Raw genomic sequence first — 707 nt, forward strand, 5'->3', positions numbered from 1 at the left:
CTTCATGCTCGAAGCCCTTCAGCCAACCGCGCACGGCCTGTTTGTCCGCCAACTGCAGTGAATCCACCCGCACGAAGCGACCCTGCTCTTTGTCGGCCTGGCTCAACGCCACGAGCCGATTGTCCTTGAGAACTGCAACGAAATGCTTATGTTTGCTCAGGATGAGCTCGAAGTTGTCCTTGGATGCGAACCAACTGTCCATGAGCACGTAACGAAAGACCAACTGGTTCTGGAGTGCTTGGAGAAACATCTCTTGGAGCCGTGTGTTCTTCGTCACCTCGCTGGCCCGTTTGAGCCGTCGGGTGGCGACATCGCAGAACTGCAATGGCTTGCGAATCAAACGAAAATCAACAGGGATCGAGACCCCGGAACTGTAATACAGCGCATTGAGCAGATTCACCCCCTTGACCGTGCGGTTCGCACAGTGATCGTAATGCCAACAGATCAACTCGCTCTCATCCGTCCAGGCCTTTTGCTGGATCGTGTCGTCGAAGATCAGCACCGCATCGGGCTGCTCGATCTCGCGCACCGTCGACTTCACCTGCAACCACAGGTCTCGTGACGTGTAGTCTCGCTCGGACAGAAAGCGCGTGACCTGATCATGACTGACGGCGTCATCAAGCATCGACGCTAACCCTGTGGCCGTGGCCGACCCAAAGGTGCTGATCAGGTAATCGGTGTAGATTTCGAGAAAGTCTTGGTTCATC

The 707-nt window shown here is 55.4% G+C and carries 1 protein-coding gene; it reads right to left on the reverse strand.

Going from position 1 to position 707, the window contains the following annotated elements; all coding sequences use genetic code 11:
* A partial coding sequence (locus GJ668_RS19890) for a transposase (RefSeq protein ID WP_155451808.1) occupies positions 1-706 on the reverse strand: 706 nt, incomplete at its 3' end.
* Position 707: the final 1 nt, after the last annotated feature.

The sequence above is a fragment of the Allochromatium palmeri genome, from assembly GCF_009720725.1.
Lineage (GTDB): Bacteria > Pseudomonadota > Gammaproteobacteria > Chromatiales > Chromatiaceae > Thermochromatium > Thermochromatium palmeri.